Source organism: Rhodococcus sp. 27YEA15 (assembly GCF_049739425.1).
Taxonomy (GTDB): domain Bacteria; phylum Actinomycetota; class Actinomycetes; order Mycobacteriales; family Mycobacteriaceae; genus Rhodococcus_F.
Map to the genome: position 1 here is coordinate 3,405,963 of NZ_JBMHHW010000001.1, position 26,659 is coordinate 3,432,621.

General features: G+C 61.2%; 1 protein-coding gene. It reads right to left on the reverse strand.

What is annotated here, in order from left to right:
- Positions 1-102: 102 nt before the first annotated feature.
- Positions 103-26,613, reverse strand: coding sequence for a non-ribosomal peptide synthase/polyketide synthase (locus tag ABH922_RS16215; RefSeq protein WP_424807883.1), 26,511 nt, complete (start codon positions 26,611-26,613; stop codon positions 103-105).
- Positions 26,614-26,659: the final 46 nt, after the last annotated feature.

Below are 26,659 nucleotides of genomic sequence, written 5' to 3' on the forward strand. Positions count from 1 at the left end.
ACGACTCTACATCAGACATCAGTGACGATTAGGTCGTGATCACGGGCACCCGCAGGGTGGCCCGCGATCACATCAGCCTTCATATCGAACCCTCCGGCAGTGTCATCGACTACGTCGCAGCGCTGCCTCGATCATCGGAGCAACAGCTTCGAGTGCCGGTCCCGACAGCAGTTCCACGTGCTCGAAGTCGACCTGCTGCTCGTCGAGCGTGCCGGCCACCCACGGGCCCCATAGTCGACCGGCGCTCGTCTCCTCGGTTCGTTCGTTCGAATTGACAAACAGCATGTCGCCCAAAAACTTTCGCGGAACATACGCATTGATCAGCTCGGCGGTACCGGCGATGCTGACAAACAACCGCTGGATCTTCTCGACGCTGAGGCCGATCGCCTCCCCCTGGACGGCATCGAGCACACGCCGCGCGTTGTCAATTGAGAAATCAGCTAGCTCCTCGGCGTCGACGGTGACACCGAGCGCGAACAGTTCCTTGTCCAATCCTCGGCGGAACTCTCCTGCGTCACGGTGCTCAGGCGTGCCGTCCAGGAGCACAAGCGCATCCACTTCGCCGCCGAGCTCGACGATGCGCGCCGCGATTCCGTGCGCGATAACACAGCCAAGTGACCATCCGAGTACCCGGTATGGACCGGCCTGTTGAACCCGCATCATCTCCTCGACATAACGATTGATGTACGAATCCAGTGACGACGAGTCGAAATCGGGATCAGTGAGCACCGGCGACTGGAGACCGTAGATCGGAATCGACCGATCTACGTGCGCAGCAAGAGCAGCATAGGGCCACGCCAGTCCAACCATCGGGTGCACGCAGAAGAGTGGCCGCTCGGTACCGGTGGCACGAATGGGAAGCACTACCTGAAGTGCTGCGTCCTTCTCTGTTTCGAATCCAGCTCGAATTCCAAGCGCAACAGCGTCCGCTAGGCCGGCAACTCGCGAGTGTGTGAACAGAGTCCTGATCGGAACATCCATCATGATCACCCTGCTGAGTCCTGCCATCACTTTGGTCGCCAACAGGGAGTTGCCGCCGAGTTCGAAGAAATCATCATCGAGACCCACCCGATCAACACCCAACACCTCGGCAAACACCCGAGCCACCACAACCTCCGACTCCGACACCGGAGCCCTGAACACCGCCGACTCGAACACCGGCTCCGGCAACAACCGCCGATCCAACTTCCCCGACGCATTAACCGGCAACACATCCAACACCACAAACAACGACGGCACCATATACGACGCAACCCGAGCCGACACACCCACCTTCACCACATCAACATCAACCAACGACCCCACCGCAGCAGTGACATACGCAACCAACTGATCACGCCAGACCACCACCACCACAGAACCCACACCCGACTGATCCCGAACCGCAGCCTCGATCTCCCCCAACTCGATCCGCTGACCACGCAACTTCACCTGAAAATCAGTACGCCCCACATACTCGAGCTCACCCGACACACCGATCCACCGCACCACATCCCCCGTGCGATACATCCGCGAACCCACACCACCAAACGGATTCGCCACAAACCGCTCCGCCGACAAATCCACCCGCCCGTAATACCCACGAGCAACCTGAACACCCGACAAATACAACTCACCCGCAACACCCACCGGCACCGGACGCAAACGAGAATCCAACACCAACACCGACGAATTCCACACCGGAGCACCCACCGGCACCACACCCACACCATCGAGCGGACCCGCCGCCGTCGCATGCACCGTGAACTCCGTCGGACCATACAAATTATGAACCTCAACCGACGGCAACACCGACAACACCCGACGCACCACCGACACCGGCAACGCCTCACCCGCCGCGAAAATCACCCGCAACGAACCCAACCCACCCCCGCCAACACCCTGATCGACAACCTGACCAGCACCCTGATCGACAACCTGATCGACGAACACCTCCAACATCGACGGCACAAACGAAACCATCGACACCGACTCCGCCGCCATCACCGACGCCAAATACCCCGGATCCCGATGACCGTCATGAGCAGCCACCACCACCCGAGCACCCACCGCCAACGCAACAAACAACTCCCACACCGACACATCGAAAGTCACCGGAGTCTTGAACAACACCACATCAGAAACCGACACCGCATACTTCTCCGCCAACCACAACACCTGATTGACCACACTGCGATGAGAAACCGCCACCCCCTTCGGCCGACCCGTCGAACCCGACGTGAAAATCACATACGCCGCATTCTCCGCCCGCAACACCGACACCCGATCCACATCCGACACCGGACCAGCCGAAAAACCAGACACATCAACAACATCAACCAACACCACCGGCCGACCACCGGCAACAAACCCCACATCAGACGTACTGATCACACACACCGGATCCGCAGCATCCACCACATACGCATTACGCTCGACCGGCTGATCCGGATCCACCGGCACATAAGCACCACCAGCAGCAAGAACACCATAAACAGCCACCACCAAATCCACCGAGCGACGCACCGCAACCGCAACCAACGACTCCGGACCCACACCCAACGAAATCAAATACCGCGCAAAACGATTCACCCGCGCATCAAACTCCGCATACGAGACAGACACCCCCTCGAACGAGAGCGCCACCGCCCCCGGAGACTCGAGCACACGAGCACCAAACAACCCCGGCACCACCACATCCGGCACCCGACACGCCGTCTCATTCCACGACTCGAGCACCAACGAACGCTCACCCGCATCCAACAACTCGACATCACCCACCCGCACACGCGGATCAGCCGCCACCGCCACCAACACCCGCAACAACCGCTCACCCAACAGCACCACCGACGACCCATCAAAAAGATCAGTCGCATAAGTCAACTCGACAAACATTCCGGCGGCGGCGCCGTCTTCGTCGATACTTTCGGACACGGTGACTTGCAGATCCACTTTGGCCTGAGCGGCGTCGATGTCGATACCCGACACCGACAATCCAGGTAGCTCCAGGGTGGTAACGCCTAGGTTCTGGAATGCGAGCATCACCTGGAACAACGGATTACGAGCCTGCGAACGCTCCGGATCAAGAATCTCCACCAACCGCTCGAACGGCACATCCGCATGAGCAAACGCACCCAAATCCGTATCACGCACCTGCGCCAACAAACCCTCGAAGCTCACACCCGAATCAACCCGAGTACGCAACACCAAAGTATTGACGAACATCCCGATCACATCATCAAGGGCAGCCTCACCACGACCCGCAACCGGAGTACCGATCGCAATATCCGACGTACCCGACACACGCGCAAGCAACACAGCCAACGCCGAATGCATCACCATGAACAGTGTGGTGTTCGCATCCCGCGATACCGCTACCAAATCTCGATGCAACTCGGCAGAAATCGAGAACCCATGTTGCGCACCCCGATTACTCGCGACGATCGGCCGCGGGCGATCAGCCGGCAGATCCAACTGATCCGGAACCCCATCGAGGGCCTCCGTCCAGTACCGCACCTGCTCCGAAATCAACGACCCCGGATCATCCTCCGATCCCAACACCTCACGCTGCCACAAGGTGTAATCCGCATACTGCACCGCAAGCGGCTCCCACGACGGCGCAATGTGACGCGCCCGAGACTCGTAGGCCACCACGACATCGCGAGTCAGTGGGCCCATCGAGAAGCCGTCGGCGCTGATGTGATGAACCACCAGCACCAGGACGTACTCACGACTACCGATCTCGAACAGATTCGCTCGCAAAGGAACTGCCGCGGTGACGTCGAAACCAGCTCCGACGACCCTGATTACGGCGTCAACTACCTCCGACTCGCTGATCTGTACTGGTTTCAGATCCAACTCGAGCTCGGCGACGCGCAGTACCTGCTGGTATCCGACACCGTCCACGTCCGGGTAGACAGTACGTAGCACTTCGTGACGCCCGATCACATCGAGCACCGCTGCACGCAAGGCGTCGACATCGAGCGCGCCCGACAACCGAATGGCAACCGGAATGTTGTTGACGGCAGATTCCGGATCGAGCCGGCTCAGGAACCACATGCGCTGCTGCGCCAAAGACAACGGAATTTGCTCTGGTCGTGTCCTTGGAGTCAATTCGACGCGAATGCCAGTTGCATTGTGCGAGTCGAGTTTCGCGGCCAACGCGTACACCGACGGCGCCTCGAAGAGCAGACGCACCGGTACGTTCATCCCTAGTGCGCTGCCCAATCTTGCCGCCACTCGGGTAGCGACAAGCGAGTTGCCGCCGAGTGCAAAGAAGTCGTCGTCACGACCGATGCGATCCATTGCGAGCAGCCCTGCAAATGTAGCCGCGACCAATTCTTCGGTGCTAGTTACCGGTGCACGGAATTGCGCTGGCTCGAAGGCCGGAATGGGTAAGAGTGTACGATCCAACTTTCCATTGACGGTACGCGGGAATGCGTCGAGCGCGATGATGCGCGAGGGCACCATGTAACTTGGTAATGTCTCCGCAATCTCGGCACGTAGCAGTTCCGGTTCGATTGCCGTGCCCGTCACATATGCCAACAGTTGATCACCGATGTGGGTGTCCTGGTGCACGATGGCTACCGATTGTGACACTCCGGCCAGACCGTCGAGCACCGCTTCGATCTCACCGAGTTCGATGCGGAATCCACGCAGCTTCACCTGGAAGTCGGTGCGGCCCAGGTATTCCAGTTCACCAGAAGCGTTCCACTTGACCAGGTCACCGGTGCGGTACATCCGCGCCCCTCCACCGGACGGGTTCGCGACAAAACGATCAGCCGTCAATTCTGCTCGCCCGAAGTAACCGCGGGCCAACTGCTCACCGGCAATATAGAGTTCCCCGGCCACACCGGTCGGCACCAGGTGAAGGCGTGAATCCAACACATAAAGTTGGGTATTGAGCTCCGGTACGCCGATGGATACCGTGTCGCGATCAGAGTCGTCGACCAGGTGAGAGGTCACCGAGACCGCAGCCTCGGTGGGTCCGTACAGGTTGTAGAGATCGAGCGCCGGATTTGCGACGCGCACTCGTCTGGCCAGTTCCGCAGGTAGTGCCTCGCCGATTGCGAGGACTTGCCGCAGTGTGGTGGGCAGTCGATCGCCTGCGGCAGTGGCCAGGGCGTCCAGCATCGACGGCACCACGTGCAATGTGGTGACAGCCTGCGTGTCGATGAGTGCTACCAACGACTCCGCGTCTTGTTGCGAGCCGGCGGGTGCGATGACAATGCGGGCGCCCGATGTGAGTGCAGACCAGAATTCCCACACCGAAAGGTCGAAGGTCGCGGCGGTCTTGAGCAGCACGGCATCAGCCGGTGTGATCGCGAATTCTTCTCGCTTCCAAGCTAGTTGATTTACCACAGCGCGATGCGATACGGCGACACCCTTGGGTTTGCCCGTAGAACCGGAGGTGAAGATGACGTATGCGGTGTTGTCCGCGTGAAGAGGTGTGATTCGCTCGGAATCGACGATCGGATGATCCGGTATTCCAGTGGAGTCCATCGCGTCCAGTTCGACTATCGTCCGGTCGCCCCACGCTCTGGCGTGAGCGTCGGATGTTCGCGTCACGATGCACACCGGGTTAGCGGATTCCAGGATGAACTCCGAGCGTTCTGCCGGCTGGTCCGGATCGATCGGGACGTACGCGCCACCAGCTTTGGCAATCGCATACATGCCGACGATCAAGTCGATCGAGCGCCGCAAAATCAAGGCCACCGAAGTTTCCGGACCCACACCTGCCGCAATCAACACTCGTGCCGTGCGGTTGACCTTGGCGTCAAATTCGGCGTACGTCAGTCTCTGGTCGCCCGACACCACTGCGATCGCGTCGGGAACCTTGACGACCATTCTGTCGAACTCGTCCACCAGGGTGCACGGGTCGGTCGTGAGCGCTGCACCTGTCCCCTGTCGGGTCAGCAGTTCGCGCTGGTCAATGCCCAGTAGATCGATGTCCCCCACCACGACGTCCGCATGCGCGGCGACCTCGGCGAGAACGCGTATCAGGTGGGCCGCAATCCGCTCGACTGTTTCGCGATCGAACAAGGCTGCCGAGTACTTGATTTCACCTCCGAGTCCGGTCGGGAGTCCGCTCTCGTCATAGGTATCAGTCACCGCGAGGTGAAGATCGAACTGTGAGGTCGAGACGTCGAAGTCCACAGCAGACAGGGCCAGGCCCGGCAGTTCGAAAGTGCTCTGCGCCAGGTTCTGGAACGAGAGAGCCACCTGGAACAGCGGGTGATACGACTGCGAGCGAGCCGGGTTGATCACTTCTACCAACTGCTCGAACGGTACGTCTGCATTACCGAACGCCGCCAAGTCCACGTCCCTGGTCTCGGCCAACATTTCGGCGAACGTCTGCTTGGCATCGAACCTGGTTCGGAAGACCAACGTGTTGACGAACATTCCGACAACGTCGTCTAGCGCCGCTTCGCCCCGCCCCGCGATCGGCGTGCCGATGGCAACATCATCTGTGTCGCTCAGGCGCGCCAGCAACAGCGCGAGCGCCGCGTGGACCACCATGAACAATGTGGTGCCTGATTCTCGTGCGAGAGCTGTCAGTTGCTGATGGATCTCCGCGTTGATGGTCACTGGCACACTTGCGCTCGTCACCGATTGAACGGCGCCGCGCGGCCGATCCATCGGGAGCGTCAACTGGTCGGGTAGTCCAGCAAGAGCGTTTCGCCAGAAGTTCAGCTGACGGGACTGCACGCTGTCCGGATCGTCTTCTGATCCGAGAACTTCTCGCTGCCAGAGCGTGTAGTCGATGTACTGCACATCGAGCGGTGACCAGGTAGGTGCACCCGCGGAAGAACGGGCGGCGTACGCGACCATGAGATCCCGGGTAAGGGGTGCCATCGAGAATCCGTCGGCAGCAATGTGATGCACCACAAACACCAGCACAAATTCTGATTCTGCGCCGGCAGCATCGCTGATCTCGAAAAGGCGGACCCGAACGGGTACCTGCGCTGCCACATCGAAACCTTCAAGTGCAAACTCCGACACCGAGTCGATGACGTGTGCCTGCTCGATCGTGGTGACCTCGAGATCGGCAGATATCTCATCAGCGGGAAGAACTTCCTGATAGCCGATACCGTCGACATCGCGATAGCGAGTCCGCAGACTCTCATGCCGTTGCCGTACATCCGTCACGGCAGCGGCCATCGCTGCAACATCGAGCGTGCCTGTCAATCGGATTGCGGCGGGTAGGTTTTGTGCCACCGAGCTGGGGTCGAAACGGTTGAGGAACCACATGCGGCGTTGCGCGAGTGAGAGTGGCACAAGTTCGGGCCGTGGCCGCGCGGTCAATACCGGTCGACCGCCATCGCCCGCGGCAGCCTCGAGCGCGTGGGCCAGAGCATGAACGGTTGAGAATTCGAACAGCTGCCGCACCGGAACAGAGGAATCGATCGCTGCACCCACTCGTGAAACCACCTGGGTAGCAAGGAGTGAGTTGCCGCCGAGCGCAAAGAAGTCGTCGTCGAGCCCCACGCGCGGGGTGCCGAGCACATCGGAGAACACCCTGGCCACGATCTGCTCGATAGGTGTCTCGGGTGTCCGAAAAGCCGCACTCTGGAACACCGGCGCGGGCAAGGCCCGACGATCCAGCTTTCCGCCTGGCGTGACCGGCAGCGACTCGAGAATCACCACCGCTTCGGGAACCATGTAGGCGGTCAACGAGGCGGCGACTGACGTGAGAATTGCGTCGGGATCGAGGCTCATCCCGAAGTCAGCCACCACGTAGCCGACCAACCGGTCGCCGAGTCGCGCGTCCGGGTGCGTGGTCGCAACTGCCTGCCGCACGCCCGGAACTGCGAGCAGTGCCGACTCCACCTCACCGAGTTCGATGCGTAGTCCACGAATTTTGACCTGGGCGTCACCGCGACCGAGATATTCGAGGGTGCCGCTCGGGGTCAGCCGAACCAGATCGCCGGTTCGATACAGAACCGACCCAGCGGGCCCGAACGGGTTCGCCACAAACCGCTCTGCGGTGAGGGCTGCGCGGCGATGGTATCCCCGTGCAAGCTGGCTTCCCGCAGCGTACAACTCACCCACGGTGCCCGCAGGTACCAGGTTCATCCGCGCATCGAGGACTATCGCGTCGATGCCGCGGGTGGGTGTTCCGATGTCTACGGGCTCGCCTGGCGCTACCGGCCCACTGCACGTCGTCATAACGGTCGACTCGGTCGGACCGTAGGCATTGAAGAGTCGACGGCCGGGTGCCCAACGCTCCACCAGATCGGGCGAGAGCGCCTCACCTGCCGAGAGGAGAACTTCCAGAGAGTCGAGCTCCTGCGGATCCATCGATGCCAGAGCCGCAGGAGTGATGACGGCAAGCGAAACTTGCTCGCGGCGAATCAACGATTCCAGTTCGGCGCCGCCGAACACCGACGGCGGCGCAATTACCAGCGTCGCGCCGTTGCCGACCGCAAAGAGCATTTCGAACACCGAGGCGTCGAAGCTCGGTGACGCCACGTGCAGTGCCCGCGAATGCGGGGTGATCGAATAGCGTTCGCGCTGCTCGTTCACAAGATTGCCGATACCTCGATGAGTAACGACCACGCCCTTGGGAAGGCCGGTCGATCCTGAGGTGAAAATCATGTATGCCGCACTCGAAATCCGGATGGGCCGAATCCGGTCGGCATCGGTGATCGTGGCTGTTGACGCCGACGCCAGCGCATCGTCGATGTCTGCTGAATCGACCGCCAGCCACTCCAGTAGGTTGGGCAGCGTCCCCGCCTCGGCAGCAGTGGTCAACCCGAACTTCGCACCGCAATCACCGACCATGTAAGCGACCCGATCCGCGGGATACCGCGGATCCACGGGAACAAAGGCTGCGCCGGCCTTCGCCACTGCCCAGACGCTGAGTACCGATTCAATCGATCTCGGAATAGCAACTGCCACTACATCTTCCGGTCCGACACCGCGGCCGATGAGCACGCGGGCAAGCCTGGTGGACCATGCGTCCGCCTCGCTGTAATCAAGGACTCGATCGCCGAAGACCAGCGCAGTCTGCTCGCTGTGCACCCGCGCAGTCTCCGCAATGACGTCCGCCAACGTCGCGAATGTCTCATCTTGATCGGATGCGTGCAGAACCAGGTCGCGGCGCTCGTTCGCCGTGGTGATGGCGACGTCGCCAAGGACCGCGGCAGCATCGGTGGCCATTGCCCCGATGATCCGGGTGAGCCGATCGGCGAAGTCGACTACCAGCGCCTCGTCGAACAGTTCTGTGGCGTAGAGGAACTCCATCGAAATGCCGGCGGGATTCCCTGAGACGTCAACCGACTCGTTGACGGTCAATTGCAGGTCCGTCTTGGCCGGCGCAAAATCTGTGGTTACCGCGGCGACGGCCAGTTCTCCGAGTTCGAGGCTGTCCTGTGCTGCGTTCTCCAGAGTCAGCGACACCTGGAAGAGCGGGTTCCGAGCCTGCGAACGCGGCGGATCGATGATTTCGACAAGTCGCTCGAACGGTAGATCAGCGTGCCCGAAAGCAGCCAGATCCACATCACGCACCAAATCCAGAACCGACGCGAAACTCGCGTCTGCCGCTACCTCCGTACGCAGAACCAGGGTATTGACGAACATTCCGACGATATCGTCGAGTGCGGCTTCGCCACGACCTGCCACTGGCGTGCCTATCGCGATATCCGACGATCCGGAGAGTCTGGCAAGCAGCACGGCGAGGGCTGAATGCACCACCATGAACAGCGATGCCTGGTGCTCCCGGGCTAGATCGCCGAGTGCTCGGTGCGTGTCCGGGTCGATTGAGAAGGGATATCTGGCACCGATTTTCGATGCAACCGTCGGTCGTGGCCGCGTTGTCGGCAGCAGCAACTGCTCGGGTGCATCGGCAAGATTGGCGGTCCAGTAGCCGATCTGCTCGGAGATCAGCGACGCCTCATCTGATTCCGAACCCAGAGTAGCCCGCTGCCACAGGGTGTAGTCGATGTATGAAATTTCCAGCGGTGTCCACGCCGGCTCGTCGCCGCGGCGACGAGCCTCGTAGGCGAGCACTACATCGCGAACCAACGGTCCCATCGAGAATCCATCGGCCGAGATGTGATGCACCACCATGGCAAGAACAAATTCGTCCGCACTCAGTCGCAGAAGCTCCACTCGGAACGGCATCTCGGCCGTTACATCGAAAGCCGTTGCCATCAATTCTGATATGTAACCGTATATACGCTCGGGGTCCACCTCGATAGGTGAAAGGTCGATAAGCGCATCGGCAGCCGCCAAAACGTGCTGGTAGCCGATGCCGTCAATTTCCGGATAGATCGTACGCAGCGCTTCATGCCTGCCCACGACGTCGTTGACAGCGCCACCGAGCGCATTTACATCAAGTGAACCCGTCAGGCGAATAGCCACCGGGATATTGTCGGCAGTGGAGGCGCGGTCGAAGCGGTTGAGGAACCACATACGTTGCTGCGCCAGCGACAGCGGCACCTGCGCCGGACGGTCCTGACGAACCAAGGCCGCCCGGGATCCCTTACCCGCCAACGCTTCCACCCGAACGGCGAGGGCCTCCACCCCGGAGTCCTCGAAGATCACACGAACCGGAATCTGGGCATTGACCGCCTGTCCCAAACGCGCCGTCAGTCGAGTAGCTCCGAGCGAGTTGCCGCCGAGTTCGAAGAAATCATCATCGAGACCCACCCGATCAACACCCAACACCTCGGCAAACACCCGAGCCACCACAACCTCCGACTCCGACACCGGAGCCCTGAACACCGCCGACTCGAACACCGGCTCCGGCAACAACCGCCGATCCAACTTCCCCGACGCATTAACCGGCAACACATCCAACACCACAAACAACGACGGCACCATATACGACGCAACCCGAGCCGACACACCCACCTTCACCACATCAACATCAACCAACGACCCCACCGCAGCAGTGACATACGCAACCAACTGATCACGCCACACCACCACCACCACAGAACCCACACCCGACTGATCCCGAACCGCAGCCTCGATCTCCCCCAACTCGATCCGCTGACCACGCAACTTCACCTGAAAATCACTACGCCCCACATACTCGAGCTCACCCGACACACCGATCCACCGCACCACATCCCCCGTGCGATACATCCGCGAACCCACACCACCAAACGGATTCGCCACAAACCGCTCCGCCGACAAATCCACCCGCCCGTAATACCCACGAGCAACCTGAACACCCGACAAATACAACTCACCCGCAACACCCACCGGAACCGGACGCAAACGAGAATCCAACACCAACACCGACGAATTCCACACCGGAGCACCCACCGGCACCACACCCACACCATCGAGCGGACCCGCCGCCGTCGCATGCACCGTGAACTCCGTCGGACCATACAAATTATGAACCTCAACCGACGGCAACACCGACAACACCCGACGCACCACCGACACCGGCAACGCCTCACCCGCCGCGAAAATCACCCGCAACGAACCCAACCCACCACCAACACCCCGATCAGCACCCTGATCGACAACCTGACCAGCACCCTGATCGACAACCTGATCGACAACCTGATCGACGAACACCTCCAACATCGACGGCACAAACGAAACCATCGACACCGACTCCGCCGCCATCACCGACGCCAAATACCCCGGATCCCGATGACCGTCATGAGTAGCCACCACCACCCGAGCACCCACCGCCAACGCAACAAACAACTCCCACACCGACACATCGAAAGTCACCGGAGTCTTGAACAACACCACATCAGAAACCGACACCGCATACTTCTCCGCCAACCACAACACCTGATTGACCACACTGCGATGAGAAACCGCCACCCCCTTCGGCCGACCCGTCGAACCCGACGTGAAAATCACATACGCCGCATTCTCCGCCCGCAACACCGACACCCGATCCACATCCGACACCGGACCAGCCGAAAAACCAGACACATCAACAACATCAACCAACACCACCGGCCGACCACCGGCAACAAACCCCACATCAGAAGTAGAAATCACACACACCGGATCCGCAGCATCCACCACATACGCATTACGCTCGACCGGCTGATCCGGATCCACCGGCACATAAGCACCACCAGCAGCAAGAACACCATAAACAGCCACCACCAAATCCACCGAGCGACGCACCGCAACCGCAACCAACGACTCCGGACCCACACCCAACGAAATCAAATACCGCGCAAAACGATTCACCCGCGCATCAAACTCCGCATACGAGACAGACACCCCCTCGAACGAGAGCGCCACCGCCCCCGGAGACTCCAGCACACGAGCACCAAACAACCCCGGCACCACCACATCCGGCACCCGACACGCCGTCTCATTCCACGACTCGAGCACCAACGAACGCTCACCCGCATCCAACAACTCGACATCACCCACCCGCACACGCGGATCAGCCGCCACCGCCACCAACACCCGCAACAACCGCTCACCCAACAACACCACCGACGACCCATCAAAAAGATCAGTCGCATAAGTCAACTGAGCAGCGATACCGTCCGGCGCACCGGCGGTATCGAACTGTTCCACCAGAGTCAGCTGCAGGTCCACCTTGGCCTGCGCGGCATCGGCTTGCACCCCAGAAACAGTCAGCTCACCCAATTCGAGTGCCGACTGCTCCACGTTCTGGAATGCGAGCATCACCTGGAACAACGGATTACGAGCCTGCGAACGCTCCGGATCAAGAATCTCCACCAACCGCTCGAACGGCACATCCGCATGAGCAAACGCACCCAAATCCGTATCACGCACCTGCGCCAACAAACCCTCGAAGCTCACACCCGAATCAACCCGAGTACGCAACACCAAAGTATTGACGAACATCCCGATCACATCATCAAGGGCAGCCTCACCACGACCCGCAACCGGAGTACCGATCGCAATATCCGACGTACCCGACACACGCGCAAGCAACACAGCCAACGCCGAATGCATCACCATGAACAGTGTGGTGTTCGCATCCCGCGATACCGCTACCAAATCTCGATGCAACTCGGCAGAAATCGAGAACCCATGTTGCGCACCCCGATTACTCGCGACGATCGGCCGCGGGCGATCAGCCGGCAGATCCAACTGATCCGGAACCCCATCGAGGGCCTCCGTCCAGTACCGCACCTGCTCCGAAATCAACGACCCCGGATCATCCTCCGACCCCAACACCTCACGCTGCCACAAGGTGTAATCCGCATACTGCACCGCAAGCGGCTCCCACGACGGCGCAACGCCATTGCTCCTGGCGGCGTAAGCAGTCATGACGTCACGTGTCAGCGGCCCCATCGATACACCGTCGCCCGCAATGTGGTGAATCACTACTGCCAAGACGTATTCGGTGTCGGAGATGGCAAACAGACGTGCCCGGATCGGCACCTGCACGCGCACGTCGAACCCGGCCGAGAAGAACTCGGTCACCAACGGAACAATTCCGGACTCATCTGCCGGAACAGCGGATACGTCCAGTCGGGCCTGGGCAGGGTCGAGGATTTGCTGCACACCAACGCCGTTCACGTCGGGATACACGGTGCGCAAGATCTCGTGTCGTGCCACCAGGTCCGACACGGCAGCCGTAAGTGCTTCGACGTCGAGCACACCGGACAACCGGATGGCGACCGGAATGTTGTTGACGGCAGATTCGGGATCGAACACGCTGAGGAACCACATGCGCTGCTGCGCCAAAGACAACGGAATTTGCGCTGGTCGTGTCCTGCGAGTCAACTCGACCTGAGCACCGTGGCCACCTGTGTTGTCGATAGTGCGCGCAAGTGCTGCGACGGAGGAGAATTCGAAGAGTGTCCGGATGGATACCTGCGAGTCGGTGGCTCGCCCGATACGCGCCACGATCCGGGTCGCGATGAGCGAATTACCGCCGAGTGCAAAGAAGTCGTCGTCACGTCCCACTTGGTCGATGCCCAGGGTCTCGGCAAACACCTGCGCCACTGCGCTTTCGGTCTCAGTGACAGGCGCTCGGAACGCAACCGTCTCGAACACCGGAGCGGGCAATGCTTTTCGATCAAGTTTGCCGTTGACAGTTAGCGGTAATTCGCCCAGCACAACTATCGCATCCGGCACCATGTAGCCGGTCAGATACTTGGCTGCATACTCGGAGACAGCGCGACTTTCGAGCGCAGCTTCCTGCTCCGCCACCACATAGCCGATCAGGCGTTCGCCCAGATCGGAGTCGCTGCGGACAATCGCCACGGCCTGCGCGACCCCGGGAGCGTCGACGAGGACGGTCTCGATCTCACCGAGTTCGATGCGGAAGCCGCGCAACTGAACCTGAGCGTCACTGCGTCCAGCGTATTCGAGCAGTCCGTCAAGGTTCCACCTGGCTACGTCGCCGGTTCGATACATCACCGAACCTGCTTCGCCACCATAAGGATTGGCGACAAAACGATGTGAGGAATGGTCAGGCCGGCCGCGATAGCCGCGTGAGACCTGCGGGCCCGAAACATAGACCTCTCCCCTGGCACCGACAGCGGCCGGGCGCAGACGGTCGTCGAGAACGTACACGGTCAGCCCCGGTAGTCCGCGTCCGATCAGCGAGCCTGCACCCGCTCTAGCGGCATCAACGGCACCGGCATCGATGGCCTGGAAGGACACGTGCACCGTGGTTTCGGTGATGCCATACATGTTGACCAGGCGCGCCCCGCCGCTCTGGTACCGCTCGAACCAGCGACTCAGACGCGGTAGATCGAGCGCCTCGCCGCCGAACACGACGTGTCTGATCGAGTGCGAGAGGTCTGCCGAGGCGGCCTGATCCGCGGCGTCGAACTGGTAAAAGGCCGACGGGGTTTGGTTGAGCACCGTCACGCCTTCTCGCGCGACCAGTTCCCGGAATTGTTCGGGCGAACGGGAGGTGAGGTAGTCGACCACAACCACGCGGCCGCCGTAGAGAAGCGCGCCCCACAGTTCCCACACCGAGAAGTCGAAGGCGATGCTGTGGAAGAGCGTCCACACGTCGGAGCTGTCGAATCCGAACAGCGACCACGAGTTGCCGAACAGACTCACCACGTTGCGGTGTTCGACGGCAACACCTTTGGGGCGCCCGGTGGACCCGGAGGTGTAGATGACGTACACGATGTCGCTCGGGCGAACCGGACGGCGGCGCTCGCCTGCCCGCAGGGGCGTCTCGTCGACGCCGGTCAAATCGAGTGTGTCGAGCACCAGTGTCTCGAGATTCGCCGGTACGGTGTCTGCGGTTTCCGTGACGACCAGCGCGCACACTGGAGCTGCGTCACCGAGCGTGTACTCGATGCGTTCGGCCGGGTATCCCGGGTCGATCGGAAGATACCCCGCGCCCGACTTCACGATGGCCACCACCGCCACGACGAGTTCAAGCGAACGTGGAAGCAGTACCGCAACAAGGTCTTCGCAGCCTACTCCGCGTTCGAGCAGTACTCGCGCCAAGGCATTGGTTGCCTCGTCGAGTTCTCGATACGTCATCGACCGATCCTCGAATGACACGGCCACGGCATGTGGATCGGCGCCGAAACTCTTCCCAATCAAGTCGGTCAACGTGGACTGCGTTTGCGCTGTCGCTCGCTCGTGCCAGCCGTCGAGCACGAGCGCACGCTCCGCGGTGCCCAAAATCTCGATGTCTCCGACCGGCGCGTCCGGCTGGTCGACAAAGCCGTCCAGAATCAGGGACAGCCGGCTGAAGAATCCTTCGATGAATTCGCCGCTGAAGACACCTGTGGCGTAGGACAGTGCCAGGTGAATCTCCTGCCCGGCGTTGACCACCAGGCTCAGGGGGTAGTGGCTGTCGTCGTTTGTCACAACGCCGTCCACCGAGAGTCCATCAATCGAACCGGCCTGCGCGGCAAGCCCGTCCTGATCGATGGGGTACGACTCGAAAACGACCAGACTGTCGAACAGCGCCGTGACACCGATCGCCTGCTGAATCTCGGCGAGTCCGAGGTAGTGATGGTCGAGCAGAGATGCCTGCTCGAGCTGGATTCGCCCGAGCAGGCTGCGCGGCGATTCGGCGGGGTCGAAGGCGACGCGGACGGGCAGCGTGTTGATGAACAACCCGACCATCGACTCGACACCCGTGAGCTGCGGTGGTCGACCGGAGACGGTGGCGCCGAATACTACGTCGCGCGTTCCGGTGATCCGACCCAGCAGCACACCCCACGCGCTCTGCAAGACGGTATTGAGCGTGACACCGGCACTGGCCGCGAGCGCATTGAACTTTCGGGTACGGTCAGCACTGAGCAGCAGTTCGACCTTGTCCTTGGACTCGCCGGCGGCCGGTGTACCCAGTTGAGTAGCAAGCAAAGTCGGCGCATCGAGGTCCGACAATGCCCGTCGCCACTCGAGTAGCGACGCCGCCCGGTCCTGCTCGCCCAGCCACGCCAGGTAGGTCCGATAGCTCCTGGTCCGCGGTAAGGCCGAGGAGTCGCCGCGGGTGGCATAAAGGAACAGCAGATCCTTGAGCAGCAGCGGCATCGACCAGCCGTCGAGCAGGATGTGGTGGGTGACCACGGACATCGTGAACCGGCCGCCACCGAGTTCAAGGAAGGCAAAACGGATCAGCGGTGGCGCCGCCATGCTGAACGGCGCCTGCCGCTCGTGGTCGAGAATGCTCCGCCTGGCCTCGGCCCGTGCCTGATCGCCGAGTCCGGAGAGTTCGTGCGAAGTCCACGCCGGCTCGACGCCATCTCGCACCACCTGAACAGCCGTACCGTCGACACTGGTGTGAAAGGCGGTACGCAAGTTGTCATGGCGGTCGAACAATGTCCGCGCTGCCGCCTTCATCCTGGCTTCGTCGACAGTGCCCGACAACTCCAACGCCACCTGTACGGTGTAGAGGTCGACGGCGCCCTCGGCGAACAACGCGTGGAAGTAGAGTCCGCTCTGCAGTGGGGCAAGCGGCCACACGTCAGAGATCGAATCGTGTACCGATTCCCAGACATCGAGGTCGTGTTGTGAAGTCTCGACCAACGTGATGTCCGAGGGAGTCAACCCACCTGCACCCTCAAAAGCCGTGTGTTCGGCCAGGGCTGAAAGGGTTTCGGTCCACAACTCACTCAGTCGCCGAACATCGCTTTCAGCGACCGCGAGTCGAGCAAACCCGAAACTTGCTCGCAGCGAAAGGTTTTCGCCCTCGCCGCCCACCACGGCATTGATATCGATGGTGCGGTTGGCCGGCCGGTCCTCGTCACCAGCGGCGGTGAATTCACCGAGTCCATCACCCGGGATCCAACTCATACCGGTGGCGTCCGTCGGTACCCCACCGCTCGCGATCTGGCCAAAGTAGTTGAAGCTGATCTGGCCGTCGGTGAGGCCATCGAACAACGTCGACGTCTCGGGATTGAGATGCCGGAGCAGGCCGTATCCCATGCCCTTGTCCGGTATCGCTGCCAATTGCTCTTTGACGGCCTTGATCAGCGAGCCGGCTTCGGCGCCGCCGCGAAGCACCGAGGCGATTTCTATCCCGGTAAGATCCAAACGCACCGGATACGAGCTGGTGAACCAGCCCACGGTCCGCGACAGATCGGCACCGGGAATCAAGTCTTCCTCCCGGCCATGGCCTTCCAGATGGATCAGGGCCGTGGATTCCTCGACACCACGTTCATGTCGCAACTGGACCAGAGCGACCGCCAATGCCGCGAGAAGTATGTCGTTGACCCCACTGCGATACAGCGTCGGCAGGGAGCGCAACAGCGCGCGCGTCGTGTCCACCGAGACGGACACCTCGACGTGATCAACGGTCGGCACCACATCAAGAGACGGATCAAAAGCTCTGGCACCGAGCTGTGGATCCGAGCCGGCAAGAACACCGCGCCAGTACTCGGTTCGCGCGAGATGTTCGGGCGCTGTAGCCGCGTCCGCCAGGGCGTGGGCCCACCGACGCATCGAGGTCACGGCAGGTGCAAGGCCTATCGGTAGGTTGGCCGACCGCTGCGCCCACGCCGTCACCAGATCCGGCACGATGATCCGCCAGGACACCCCGTCGACAACAAGGTGGTGTGCGATGAAGAGCAGCCGGCCCGAGCGCTGGGTGCCGAAGTCGAACCAGACGAATTGCGTCATCACGGCGCCGGCCGGGTCGAGTCGGGAGAGCGCACGATCGAACTCGGCGGATGCGATCTCCGTGATGTGCGCGTCGGTCGCATCGATCGGGAGCTCTACCCGGTGTAGCAGCGAATCAACACTGACTGCGCCGACGGGAGCTACTTCGAGGCCGCGGCCACGATGATCGTCGACCAGTCGCGAGCGCAGCACATCATGCCGATCAACCACCGCTGTCAACGTGTCGACCACGCCGGCGCGGTCGACACCCGCAGGCAACTCGAGAACCAGATTCTGGTTATTGCGTGCGAAGCTACCCGGACCGGACGTAGCGGTGCGGGCGAACGGCAGCAGCGGCATCCAACCGATTCCGCCACCGGGAAGCTCTTCGAGCACCACGGCATCGGTATCGCCTACCGCCGTTGCAACTTCAGCCAATTTGGCCACCGTCTTGTGTTCGAACACATTACGGGGTGTGAAGTGCATTCCCCTGGCCTTGGCGCGCGCAACCAGCTGAATCGACATGATCGAGTCGCCACCGAGCGCGAAGAACGAATCGTCGACACCCACCTGATCCAGGCCGAGTACATCGGCGAACACGGCCGCAATGGCTTCTTCGAACTCCGATTCAGCGGCCCGGAACTCCGCTGCCTCAAATGAGGGTTCCGGAAGACCACGGCGATCGAGCTTTCCGGACGGGCCCACCGGAAGCTCTTCGAGGACCACAAAATGAGTGGGAACCATGTAGATGGGCAGGCGTGCGGCAAGCGCGTGCTCCAGCTTCTCGGTATCGACCGCCACTTCGTCCGCCGGAACGACGTATGCAACCAAATTCTCCGAGAGCACCAGCACCACCGCCGACGTCACACCCGGTTGATCCCGCAACGCCGACTCGATTTCACCGAGTTCGATACGTAGACCGCGCAGTTTGACCTGAAAATCGGTCCGGCCGATGTACTCGAGTTCCCCGACCCGCGTGGGACTCCACCGCACCAAGTCGCCAGTGCGGTACAGGCGCGAGCCGGCCGGACCGAAGGGATCTGCAACAAAGCGCTCACTGGTCAGTTGGGCGCGCGACAGATAGCCACGGGCCAATTGGATACCAGCGAGGTACAGCTCACCCGGTACCCCTACCGGCACCGGACGCAACCGCGAATCAAGAACGAGCACCCGGGTATTCCAGACCGGTGCTCCGATCGGCACCGAGACGGAGTCTGCCGCGGTGACTTCGTGGTACGTCACGTCGACGGCCGCTTCCGTGGGGCCGTACAAATTGTGCAGTCGCGCGGTGGGCAGTGCCGATCGGACTCGGGCAGCTACCTGAGCCGGCAACGCCTCACCTGAAGCGAACACCCGCACCAACGAGGTGCACTGCGCTGCAGAGGGTTCGGCAATAAATACCTCGAGCATCGACGGCACGAAGTGCAAAGTCGTCACCGCTTCTTCGGTCACGATATTTGCCAAGTACTCGGGATCGCGGTGCCCGTCGACTGCTGCCACCACCAGTCGCGCGCCAACCTGCAACGGCCAGAAGAACTCCCACACCGACACATCGAAGGTGAATGGGGTCTTCTGCAGCACTACATCAGTTGCGCCCAGTGGATACTCGGACTGCATCCACCGCAACCGGTTGACGATTGCCTGGTGCGAGACCGCGACGCCCTTGGGTCGTCCGGTCGAGCCCGAAGTGAAGATGACGTAGGCGGTGTTGGCGGCGCGCAAAGTCGAGGTGCGCTCGGCGTCGGTGACAGGCGCTGCCGAGTACTCGATCAACTCCAGACGATCGATCTCGAGGACCTCTATCGCACCCGCAGACTCGAAGCCGTCAAGGCTCGTACTCAACACACAAATCGGCTCGGCAGTCTCGAGTACGTAGTTATTGCGCTCCTGAGGTTGCTCTGGATCCACCGGAAGGTATGCAGCGCCGGCCTTGATGACGGCGTACATTGCCACGAGCAGTTCCACCCCGCGCCGCATGGCCAATGCCACTACGGCGTCGGGGCCCGCACCGCGAGCGATAAGTGAGCGCGCCAGTCGGTTGGCTCTGGCATCAAATTCTGCGTAGGAGATCGACACTCCCTCGAACGTCACGGCAGGTGCATCTGGCGTGCGCCCTACTTGAGCGTCGAACAGATCGACCAGGCACGCATCGGTCGTGTCGATATCGGTGGCATTCCATGCCCGCAGCACGCCGTCGCGCTCGGTGGGATCAAGAATATCGATATCGCCGACCGCGGTCGTCGGTGCCGTCAGCGCGGTCTCGAGGATTCGGACGAACCGCTCGGCGAACGCGACGATCGTGGATCGATCGAATAGATCTGTGGCGTAAGTGAAATAGCCGGCCATCTGCTTACCGGACTCAGGTTCCGACTCGCTGGGAACCTCGGACAGGGTCAGTTGGAGATCGACCTTGGCCAACTCCATGTCGAAGTCGACTCCGGTAATCTCGAGGCCGTCCAGCTCGAGTGTCTGGGCACCGAGGTTCTGGAAAGTGAGCATCACTTGGAACAGCGGATTGTGTGCCTCGGTGCGCTGCGGATCAAGCACCTCGACGAGCCGCTCGAAGGGGACGTCCGCATGACCAAATGCTCCGAGGTCGTGTTCGCGTGTGGCTGCGAGCACGTCGGAGAAGGAGGCGGCCGGGTCGATCTCGGTGCGTAGCACGAGCGTATTGACGAACATGCCGACGAGGCTGTCGAGTCCGGCCTCGCCGCGGCCGGCAACAGGGGTACCCACAGCGATGTCAGTGGTGGCGGACAAGCGCGCCAGGAGTAGGGCGAGCGCGGTGTGAGCGAGCATGAACATGGTGACGTTCTGCTCGCGAGCGAACCTCTCCAGACGCTCGTACAACGGCGAATCGAGGGTGAAGGAATATCCCGCACCGGCGTTGGTAGCGACCGCCGGTCTGGCTCTGTCGCTTGGTAGTTCGATCACAGTGGGGATACCCGCGAGCGCTCGGCGCCAGTACGTCAGCTGCCTCGAGATAAGCGACTCCGGATCGTCTTCCGAGCCCAATACCTCGTGCTGCCACAACGTGTAGTCGGCGTACTGGACCGGCAACGGTGCCCACGTCGGTGCCTCACCGTGGGTGCGTGCGGCATACGCGGTCATCAGATCGCGTGTCAACGGTCCCATCGAATAGCCGTCACCACTGATGTGATGCACCACGATCGCCAGGACGTATTCGGACGGCGTCACCTCGAACAGCCGAATCCGAACCGGCACTTGCACTGTGACGTCGAAGCCTTGAGTCACAAATTCTGTAACGGCAGCAACAACATTCGCCGCGTCAACGGGAAGTGGAGTCAGGTCGACGCTCACCGCTCGGGCAGGGAGCACTCGCTGGAACCCGATGCCGTCGGCCTCCGGGTACACGGTACGGAGAATTTCGTGACGAGTGAGCAGGTCATCTACCGCGCTACGCAGAGCCAAGACGTCGAGGCTACCGGTCAACCGGATTGCCGCCGGTAGATTATCGACCGCAGAACCAGAATCGAACCGGTTCAGGAACCACATCCGTTGCTGCGCCAACGACAACGGCACCCGCTCCGGACGCGACTGGGGCACCAGAGGCACCCGAGCACCCGAACCCGCCTCCGACTCCACCCGCGCCGCCACACCCTGCACCGACGACGCCTCGAACAACACCCGCACCGGAACCTGCGCATCGAGCGCCTCACCCAACCGCGCCACCACCCGCGTCGCGATCAGCGAATTACCACCCAAAGCAAAGAAATCATCATCAAGACCCACCCGATCCACACCGAGGACCTGCGCGAACACCGACGCAACGATCTGCTCCACCGCCGTCACCGGAGCCCGGAACACCGCAGCCTCTATCGTCGGCTCCGGCAACAACTTCCGATCCAACTTCCCCGACGCATTGAGCGGGAAAGCCTCCAACACCATGATCTGCGACGGCACCATATACGACGGCAACACCGCCCCCAACGAATCCACCAGTGCCGCAGTATCAACCACCGCACCCGACGCCGGCACCACATACCCCACCAACTGATCACCGGTCTTGGTCGAGACCACAGCCACCGACGACACCGACACCGACACATCGGCCACCAACGCCGACTCGATCTCCCCCAACTCGATCCGCTGACCACGGAACTTCACCTGAAAATCGCTGCGACCGATGTACTCGAGCTCACCGCAAGCCCCTACAACACCCCTCGCTCCGCTCGACCGAGTCCACCGCACCAAGTCCCCCGTGCGATACATCCGCGAACCCGCCCCACCATACGGATTAGCCACGAACCGATCCGCCGACAAATCCGGACGAGAAACATACCCACGAGCCAACTGCACACCCGCCAGATACAACTCACCCGCCACACCCACCGGCACCGGACGCAACCGAGAATCCAACACAAACACCTGCGAATTCCACTGCGGCACACCAATAGAGACCACACCACCAGCGCCGGCACTCGTCACATCCGCGAACGTGATCGACACCGCAGCCTCGGTCGGACCATACAAGTTGTGAACCCGCGCACCCGAGACCACACCGAAATCACGCACCGTCTGCGCCGGCAACGCCTCACCGATGACGAACACATCACGCAACGAAACCAACTGGCCCGCAGATACTTCGCCCGCGAACACCGACAACATCGTCGGCACGAAGTCCGTCACCGTCACACCCTGATCAGCGATCACCGACGCCAAATACCCCGGATCCCGATGACCGTCATGAGTGGCCACCACCAACCGCGCACCCACCGCCAACGGCAAGAAGAAACCCCACAACGACACATCGAACGTCGTCGCCGTCTTCTGCAGATACACATCCGACCCGGTCAGAACATACCGGCCCTGCATCCACCCCATCTGATTGACGATCGCCGCATGCGAAACCGCCACACCCTTCGGCTTCCCCGTCGACCCCGACGTGAAAATCACATACGCCGCATTCGAACCCCGCAGCGGAGCAACACGATCCGCATCAGAAACCGGCGCATCCGAGTACCCCGACACATCCACCACATCGATCAACACCACATCGAACGCACCCGGCAACACCACACCGTCACCAGCAGTGGACAACACACACACCGGTGCCGCAGTAGCGAGAATATGACCATTACGCGAGGCCGGATGATCCGGATCCAACGGCACATACGCCCCACCCGCAGCGACCACCGCATACATACCCACCACGAGATCGATCGACCGGCGCATCGCCAACGCCACCAACGACTCCGGCCCCACACCCTGCGCAATCAAATACCGGGCAAGACGATTGACCCGAGACCCGAACTGCGCATACGTCAGAGACTGCCCCTCGAACACCACCGCCACCGCACCCGGAGTCGCCGCCACCTGCGCAACAAACCCGTCGAGCAACAACACGCCGGCAGTCAACTCGTGAACAGTGTCATTGACCGCCACCAACACCTGCGAACGCTCGTCCGCACCGAGTAACTCCACATCCCCGACAACCGAATCAGGCTCCGCCACCATCGCTTCGAGAACCCGCACCAGACGATCGGCAAACGAGACAACCGTCGACTCGTCGAACAAATCCGTCGCATACGTCAACGACATCGGCATCCCCACACCGACACCGCCCTCCTCGACCGGTGACACCGTCAACTGCAGATCGAACTTCGCGACCTCGACCCCCGCATCGAACCCCGCGACAGTCAACCCCGGCAACTCCAACACGTCCTGTGTCATGTTCTGAAAGAACAACGCCACCTGGAACAACGGATGATGGGCCTGCGACCGCACCGGATCGAGCACCTCCACCAACCGCTCGAACGGAACATCCTCGTTCCCGAACGCCCCCAGATCAACCTCACGAACCCGAGAAAGCAACACCGAGAACGACTCCGAAGAATCCACCTCCGTCCGCAACACCAACGTGTTGACGAACATCCCGATCACATCATCGAGCTCCGGCTCACCCCGCCCCGCGATCGGCGAACCCACCACCACATCATCACTACCACCGAGCCGCGCCAACAACACCGCCAACGCCGCATGCACCACCATGAACAACGACACACCACGATCAAGCGCCAACTGCTCGAGCGCCCGATGCAACCGCTCGTCTACCGAAAACCGGTAACTCGCACCACGATTAGATGCCACCAACGGACGCGGACGATCCACCGGCAACTCGATCCGCTCCGGCAACCCCGCCAACACCGACGTCCAATACCCCAACTGCTCGGACACCAACGACGACGAATCATCCTCGGACCCCAACACCTCACGCTGCCAGAGGGAATAGTCCGCATACTGCACCACCAACGGCGCCCACCCCGGAACCACACCCCGAGACCGAGCCTCGTACGCCACCATCACATCACGCGTAAGCGGCCCCATCGACACACCATCAGCAGCAATATGATGAATCACCAACGCCAACACAAACTCCGACGAACCAGTCTGGAACAACCGAACCCGCAACGGCACCTCCGACGTGACATCGAACCCCTCCGTCACCACCGGAACCAACACCGCCAACAACTCCGACTCAGCCACCCGCTCCGCCGAAACATCAACAGAGAACTCGCCCACCGAAAGAACCCGCTGGAACCCCACCCCCTCGAACTCCGGATACACCGTCCGCAACACCTCATGCCGACCAACAACATCGGACACCGCAGCCGCCAACGCCGCCACATCCACCACACCAGACAACCGCAACACGATCGGAATATTGTTCACACCCGACACCGCATCGAACCGCGACAAAAACCACATCCGCTGCTGCGCCAACGACAACGGCACCCGCACCGGACGCACCCGAGCCGCCAACGCCTCCCGCGACCGACCACCCGAACTCGACAACACCGCAGCCAAACCCGCCACCGTCGACGACTCGAACAACGTCTTCACCTGAACACGGAACCCGAAAACCGCACTCAACCGACCCGCCAACTTCGCCGCAATCAGCGAATTACCACCCAACTCGAAGAAATCATCATCAGCCCCCACCCGCCCGAGACCCAACAACTCACCGAACACCCCCGCCACCAACGCCTCCCCACCAGAAGACGGCTCACGGAAAACACGCGACTGAAACACCGGATCCGGCAACGCAGCAGAATCAAGCTTCCCCACCGGCGTCAACGGAATCCCGTCAATCACCATCACCGACGCAGGCACCATATGACGCGGCAAAACCCGCCGAGCAGACTCGATGATCGCGTCGGACGTCACCTCCGCACCAACGACAGGCACGACATACGCCACCAACACGGTTTCGCCGTTGTCGAGCTTGCGCCCAAGCGTCGCCACGAACTCCACCGATGGGTGCTTTGCCAGGACTCCGTCGATCTCTCCGAGTTCTATGCGGAACCCACGAATCTTGACCTGCGAATCCGCTCGACCGACATAATCGATACCGCGCTCACCAAACTCGTCGTCGACCCACCGCACCACATCACCCGTGCGATACATCCGATCACCCGGCGCACCAAACGGATTCGCGACAAAGCGATCGGCTGTCATACCTCTGAGGTTGTGGTAGCCGCGGGCCAACTCAGGCCCCGCTAGATACAACTCACCCGCAGAGCCCATGGGAACCGGATTGAGCCGTGAGTCCAACACCAATGCTGAAACGCCTCGAATCGGCGCACCGATACTCACCCTGTCGCCAGGCGCCAAATTCGGACTTATATTGGTGATGATTGTAGTTTCGGTAGGTCCATACGCGTTGAAGAAGGCTCTGCCGCGTCCCCATTTTGCGACAAGTTCAGGTGGGCAAACCTCACCACCGACGACCACCGCCTCGACAAAATCCAGTCCGGCCGGGTCAACCGACGCCAACATCGAAGGTGTTCCAACCACATGAGTGACCTGCTCCGCTTTGAGCAGATCTGCCAGTTCATCGCCACCGTAGGTGCTTGGTGGGACGATGACCATTGTCGAGCCCGACCCGATGGTGAGCAACAATTCGAACAGGGACGTATCAAAGCTGGGTGTTGCGAAGTGCAGCACCCGGGAATGTGCCTTGGCACCAAGTTTGTCGACCTGCTCGCTGAGTAGGTTACCGAGTCCACCGTGGGTAACCAGGACGCCCTTCGGCCGACCCGTCGAACCCGACGTATAAATCACATACGCCACATGCTCCGCACGCAACAACGACACACGATCCGAGTACACCACCGGGTCACCCGAGACCCCCGACAACAACTGACCCATCTCAGGCGAATCAATCGACTTCCAATCCACCGACGAAGGAAGACCACCCACCACGCCCTCAACCGTCAACCCCACCGAAACACCAGAATCCTCAATCATGTACAAAACACGATCAACCGGATAATTAGGATCAACCGGCACAAAAGCCGCACCCGACTTCGCCACCGCCCACAACGCCACCACAGACTCGATCGACCGCGGCACCGACACCGCAACCCGATCCTCCGGCCCCACACCACCAGCAATCAACACCCGAGCCAAACGAGAAGACCACTCATCCAACTCCGCATACGAAACCGAACGACCCCCACACCGCAACGCCACCCGACCCGGATCCAACTCCACCGCCGCCACCAACAACTGCGGCAACAACAACACCCGCGAACCACGACTCGACCGACGGGCCCGAGCTTTCCGAACCCCGCTCTTCACTGCGTTCTCCGGTCCCGAACCACCGGCGGTCATGCGCCGACCGTCCAAGATCGAACGACGTACTGGAGAACACCGTGGT

Bases quoted from the DNA above. Each gene is read 5' to 3' on its own strand.
- ABH922_RS16215 (WP_424807883.1), bottom strand. From the start codon at position 26,613: ATGACCGCCGGTGGTTCGGGACCGGAGAACGCAGTGAAGAGCGGGGTT.